At 70.8% G+C, this 5,703-nt stretch carries 4 protein-coding genes and 1 pseudogene; 1 reads left to right on the top strand and 4 read right to left on the bottom strand.

The window, feature by feature from the left end; translation table 11 throughout:
- Both NBW84_RS21895 and NBW84_RS21890 read right to left on the bottom strand, forming a co-directional pair.
- The coding region (locus NBW84_RS21895) for an ArnT family glycosyltransferase (RefSeq protein WP_250286991.1) at positions 1 to 2,189 on the bottom strand (2,189 nt) is incomplete at its 3' end.
- Positions 2,186 to 3,475 (bottom strand): hypothetical protein, encoded by a 1,290-nt coding sequence (locus NBW84_RS21890; protein WP_250286989.1) that lies wholly within the window; start codon positions 3,473 to 3,475, stop codon positions 2,186 to 2,188. The genes NBW84_RS21895 and NBW84_RS21890, both read right to left, overlap by 4 nt.
- Positions 3,476 to 3,947: 472 nt before the next feature.
- Here NBW84_RS21890 and NBW84_RS21885 point away from each other — a divergent pair, with 472 nt between their 5' ends.
- Entirely contained in the window at positions 3,948 to 4,679 is a 732-nt protein-coding gene (locus NBW84_RS21885; protein ID WP_250286986.1) for a M50 family metallopeptidase, read from the top strand.
- A gap of 318 nt (positions 4,680 to 4,997) precedes the next feature.
- Here the strand turns inward: NBW84_RS21885 and NBW84_RS21880 are convergent, their stop codons facing one another.
- Complete coding sequence (locus tag NBW84_RS21880; protein ID WP_250286984.1) at positions 4,998 to 5,183, bottom strand: hypothetical protein; 186 nt, start codon at positions 5,181 to 5,183, stop codon at positions 4,998 to 5,000.
- Positions 5,184 to 5,480: 297 nt separating this feature from the next.
- Positions 5,481 to 5,703: pseudogene (locus NBW84_RS21875) on the bottom strand (hypothetical protein); the annotation flags it as partial.

Here is a 5,703-nt window from a genome sequence, read left to right as displayed (position 1 = left end):
GGCCCGCCGTCGCCGGAGCCACCCGCGGCGGATGCGGCGCCCGCGGACGCGCCCGGCGCGGCTGACCGGCCAGCCCCGCCGCCCGCGAGGTAGTAGTGGATGTCACCAGCCGCGACATACTGTTTGAACTGGTCCAGGGTGGGCGCCGGGTCGCCGCCGTTGAATCCGCCCATCGCCATGATGGCCGTACCACTGGCCAGCTCGAGCACACCTGCGGTCTGGGATCCGGACGTCGCGGCAGCCCAGCGATGGCCGGCCTGGCCATCCCTGAGCAGCTGGACGATTTCGGAGCCGGCGGCCGCACCGCCGTCGAAACCACCGCCGTCGAAACCACCGCCGGGGCCACCACCAGAACCGCTGGAAGCACCATCACGCGGCCGGCCGTCCGTCGCGCCATCCATCGCGTCGTTTGCCGCGCCGCCGGCCGGCCCGAAGAACTGGCGGGCCATCCCGCCGGGAAAGCCGCCGCCGGCCAGCGCCGGGCCGGCGCTGGGGATCGACCCGGAATGGGGGGTCGACGCGGTCTCGACGGCATAGGCGGCCGACGGCGCTCCCAGCGCGAGGGCGACCGCCGCCGCACCCACCACGGTGCCGCTCAGGGTGCCGCTCAGGGTGCCGCTCAGGGTGCCGGTGAGCGGCCGGCGGCCGACCAGCAGGGCGAGGGCGCCGACGGCGGCGGCCGCGACGACGACGAACCGCAGGGCCGGATACCAGTCGGGGGTGCGGTTCAACAGCACGAACGACCAGCCGCCGGTGGCCCCGACCGCCGCCGCCATCAATATCCGGGAAATCCAGGAATTCCTGGCCCGCCACAAGGCCGTCCCGCCGAAAGCGATCAGTCCGCCGATCCCCGGCGCGACCGCGATCGTGTAGTAGGGATGGATGATGCCGCTCATATAGCTGAACACGCCGACGGTGACGAGCGTCCAGCCGCCCCACAACAGCAGGCCGGCGCGGACGCGATCCGTGCGCGCGGCCCGACGGGTCACCCACAGACCGCCCACCAGCGCTGTCAACGCCGCTGGCAACAGCCAGGAGATCTGGGTGGCCATCTCGCCGCTGAACAGCCGGTTCCAGCCGGTGGCACCGCCGAACATCCCGCCGCCGGGGCCACCACCGCCGAAGAACACGTCACCGCCCGGGCCACCTGCCCCGCCAGGAGACGTCATCCGGTTCAGGTACGCGGCGGCTCCGGCTGGCAGATCCCCCTGGGGCAGGCCGGCGAACACGCCCCGGCCGGCGCCCCCGCCGGGATTCCCGTCACCACCGAAAATACGGCCAAGGCCGTTGTAGCCGAAGGTGAGCTCGAGAATGCTGTTGTTGGTCGACCCGCCGATATAGGGCCGGGAGTTCTTCGGCCACAGCTCGACCGCCGCCACGTACCAGCCGGCGGAGACGACGATCGCGGCCGCGCCGGTCAGCAGGCCGAGCAGCCGCCGGCCGACGGATGTGGGCGCGGCCACCAGATACACCAGCGCGAACGCCGGGACGGGCAGGAACGCCTGCATCATCTTCGTCAGAAAGGCGAACCCGACCGCCACCCCGGCCAGCGCCATCCAGCGGAAACCGCCGTCCTCGGTCGCGCGCACCACGCAATAGGCCGCGACGACGAGCAGCAGCACCAGCAGCGCGTCCGGATTGTTGAATCTGAACATCAGCACAGCGACGGGCGTCAGGGCGAGAACGGCGGCGGCGAGCAGCCCGGCCCGCGGCCCGGCCCAGCGACGAACCGCCAGGTACAGGACGCCGACAGCGGCCACGCCCTCGAGCGCGTTCGGGACAAGCATGCTCCAGCTGCTGAAACCGAAGAGCCGCCCGGACAGCCCCATCACCCACAGCGACGCCGGCGGCTTGTCGACAGTGATGAAATTCGACGCGTCGAACGACCCGAAGAACCATGCCTTCCAGCTCTGTGTGCCGGCCTGGACCGCCGCCGCGTAGAAGCTGTTGGCGTACCGGGAGGCACCCAGCTCCCACAGATAACCGACAGCGGCCGCGGCCAGCAGGACGAGCAGCGCCGGGCGTGCCCACCACGGGTCGGCCGCGTGCCCCCGCAGTGGCCGGGGCAGCCGTACCGGCGACCGGCCCGCTGCCCGTTGCGGCGCCCGCCGCGGCGGGGTCACCGGCTCGGCGGGCTCGAGGCTGGTGCCGACCGTGCTCCAGTCGAGGCCGCCGACGCCCGCGCTCATCGTGTGATCAGACTGGCGGAAGCGTTCAGGCTGGTGGCGGTGTTGCTCGCGGAGGTGTTACTGCCGGATCCGCTGGATCCACTGGATCCGCCCGGCCCGCCCGGCCCGCCCGGCCCGCCGAATCCGTCCGGCGCGCCCTGCCCGTCCGGCCCGGTCCGCCCGCCAGGCCCGCCGCCGGGCAGACCGGAATCGCGGCGAAGCTGCGCGACGCACTCCCGGAAGGCCTCACGGGTCTTGGAGTCCGTCAGATCCGGACGTATGGGGGTGCCGTCGTCGACGGTGACGCCCTTGCTCCGCAGGCATTCCTGGAGAGCTTCCCCGTCGATCGCCAGCCTGGGACGGCCTTGCCCACGCTCGCCGCCATCCGGGAACCCCCCGTAGCGTGGATATCCCTCACCGTATCTGCCAGGAGGGAAAGGGAAATAGCCGCCTCCGTGGAACCGGCCGTAGCCCGTGCCGTCGCCGGGGAAGCCGCCCGCGGCGAGGGAACGGTCCGCGTTCTGGCCACCGTCCATCCCCGTACCGGCGGCCAGCACGGCGGCGCCGGTGCCCAGGACCACGACGAGCACCGCGGCGGCCGCGATCAGCCCGTTGCGCCGCCGGCGGGAACCGCCGGCTCCACCCGGTGACCGGCCCTCCGCTCCGGCGGCGGCATCGGCGACGACAGTGGGGTAATCGGGGACTTCCGAGCCTCCCGGATCTTCCGGGCCTCCCGGATCTCCCGGGCCTTCCGGGCCTTCCGGGCCTTCCGGGCCTCCCGGGCCTCCCGGGGCGCCAGGGATGCCGGCGGCGGGCACGCCCGGCTGGCCCGGCCCGACCCACCACGGCCCGGCCAGCGCGGCGGATACGGGCACCTCCGACGGCGCGGCGTGGATCAGCGCGACCACGTCCGCCACCGAGGTCGCGGGACCGATCACGTCGGCTCGCACCTGCGCCCCGAAGTCCGCCGAGACGTCGACACCGGGTGGCGTGACCACCACTACGGCGGTGTCACTCGGCCTGGTCGCGAGGATCGGCAGCAGTTCCCGGTCGTACATCGTCACGACCAGGATCGTCCGGATCGTCACGTTCGGTGGCTGTGGGCGGGACGACCCGTCGCCAGCCACGGTGGCCGGCCTGTCCGCGGCGGCCGGCTGCGGTTCGAACGGCGGTTCGAACGGCGGCTCGAACGGCGGCTCGAACGGCGGCTCGCTCGACGGAGGAAGAACATCATAATCGGGCCCGAGCGCTTCCGCGATCAGGCCCGGGTCCGCGGGAAGCCCCAGGCTCAACCACACACGTGTCATACACACACCGTCGCTGTCACGCCTGAGGGAAAGCTTTCAGGAACCTGGGGACTTCCTTGTAGATCTGCCCATCGGCCCGGCTACGGGCGGCTCTCCCCGAACGTCTCTCCCCGCGCCGCGGGGACGCCGCCGGGATCCCGCCCCACAGCGGCATGAAAAGAACACCGTCGCCGCGCTGCCCGCCAGCCCTCCGGGCGGCCACCAGCCTTCCGGACAGCTATGCCGGCGGCATGCCGCCCGCCCCAGTACGGCCGTAACCCGCTTCCCTGCCTCGCCATGATCTAAATCATGACAACCGATAGTCGCTTGGTAGATATTCTGTTGCTCTTTTTAAGAGTTTCTTGTGTGATAAACGAACAGGAAGCCCAAAAGAGCAACGTTCCAACAATGATCCACTCGGGCCAGCCTGCGAGAGGGCGGCCTGCGGAGGCCATGCCCCACAGGGGCTCGATCGTCGCGTCGGGGGGGCGTCATGAGCATCGGTACCGGTGGCACGAGCACGCCCATGACCGCGGCCAGCGAAACAGCGATCAACGTGGTGGACGGCGTGGCCGCGCCACAGTGGATCGTCATGCTGACCGGCCTGGTCGCGCTCGCGGCCGTCGTACCCCGACGGACCTGGCGCAACAGCGGCCACCTCGACACCATCGCGCACGAGGGCGGCCACGCGCTCGTCGCCTACCTGCTCGGATACTGGGTCGTCGGCGTGTGGCTGTTCTCGGACACCTCCGGCCTCACCGGCTCGTACGGACGACCGAACCGGACAACCGAGTTCCTCGTCTCAGCGGCCGGTTACACCGCGCCGTCGCTGCTCGGCCTGGGCGCGGCGGCCCTGCTGCGTGCCGGGCACGTCACGGCGACGCTGCTGCTCGCCGTCATGGCGCTGGCCGCGCTCTTCCTCGTCGTCCGCAACGCGTTCGGGATCGCGATCATCGTCGCGGCCGCCGGAGCGGTCGTACTGGCGCTGCGTTCGGCCGACACGGGCACGCAGAGCGCGCTGGCCTGCTTCCTCACCTGGTTCCTGCTGCTGTCCGGCCCCCGCTCCGTCCTCGACCTGCACCGGCACCGCAGAAAGGGCCCGTCCTCCTCGGACGCGGACGCCATGGCCGAGCTCACCGGCATCCCCGGCGGCCTCTGGGTCGCCGCCTTCGCCCTGGCCAACACCCTGTGCCTGCTCCACGGCACAACCCTGCTCCTGCGCTGACCGGAACCCGCCATGCCAACGTCAAGCTGAAGCCCCACAAAAACCGCCTCTCCGCAGTTGACTGGAGGGCGTATCCGGTCAGCAGCCGTGCGTGACGACCCGTGGTGACGGAACGTAGTCGCGTTTTGGTTTGGAGAAGGTGAGGCACCCGCCCGCCGAAATGATCGCTCTTACCAGAGAAGAGATCATCGAGCGGACAGGTGCGTCTGTATCTCCCGAGGGAGCTTGCCCACCGCGCGCAGCGCTGACTGCCTGATCGTCACCACATACAGGGCAGACTCGGTCGCAATGACCATCTTGCCGCGCCCCCGCAGGGGGTCAGCCCGTCAGGTCATCCCAGGTGAAGCCCAGTTCCGCCATGGCTTCGTCCAGAGGCACGGGCTCGCCGCCTTCGGCAAGCGCCGTGTCCAGGCACTGACGGTCGTACTCGTCCTCCGCGTCCGTGGTCTCGTACACCACGTCGATCACTGGCTCCGGCATGGGCTCACCTTCCTCGTGGCCCATGCGACTCACAACATTCCAATCACAACATTCCAACTTCCGATGTGCCCAGGCTCACATCGGCAAGCTCCACGGTAACCCGACGCACGCCGTCGTGATATCTCCCAGGCCAAAGAGAGGATCATGTCTCGGCTGTTCGGGGGCTCTTTTCGATCGGTCGACAGAGGAGTGTCAGATGTGTTACATGCATCGAATGCTCCGGGTCGGGTAGAGGTGTTCCATGGTTCGACACCGGAGGGGTCCGGCAACACCGTGTTCTCGGAGCGTCACCTGTCCTGCGCCGGGGGCGCGTCCAGCCGCTCACGCGGCGCGTGTCGCGCGTCCGAGCATTCCGCAGCTTCTGTTCGCCGCGACCACGGTGGCGGCTGTCATCGCCATGCCCTCCGACGTGCTGGCGGGTTCGGCATCGACGCTGTCCGACGCGCCGGCCGCCGCCGGCCCCGCCGTCACGAGCCCGGTGGCCGGCCCGGGGACCGCGGGCGGGGCCACCGAGCAGACGGCCACGGGGGCCACGGGTCCGGTG

This window comes from Protofrankia sp. CiP1_Cm_nod2 (assembly GCF_920664355.1).
Classification (GTDB): Bacteria; Actinomycetota; Actinomycetes; order Frankiales; family Frankiaceae; genus Protofrankia.
This window is presented reverse-complemented; position numbering and strand designations above follow the sequence as displayed.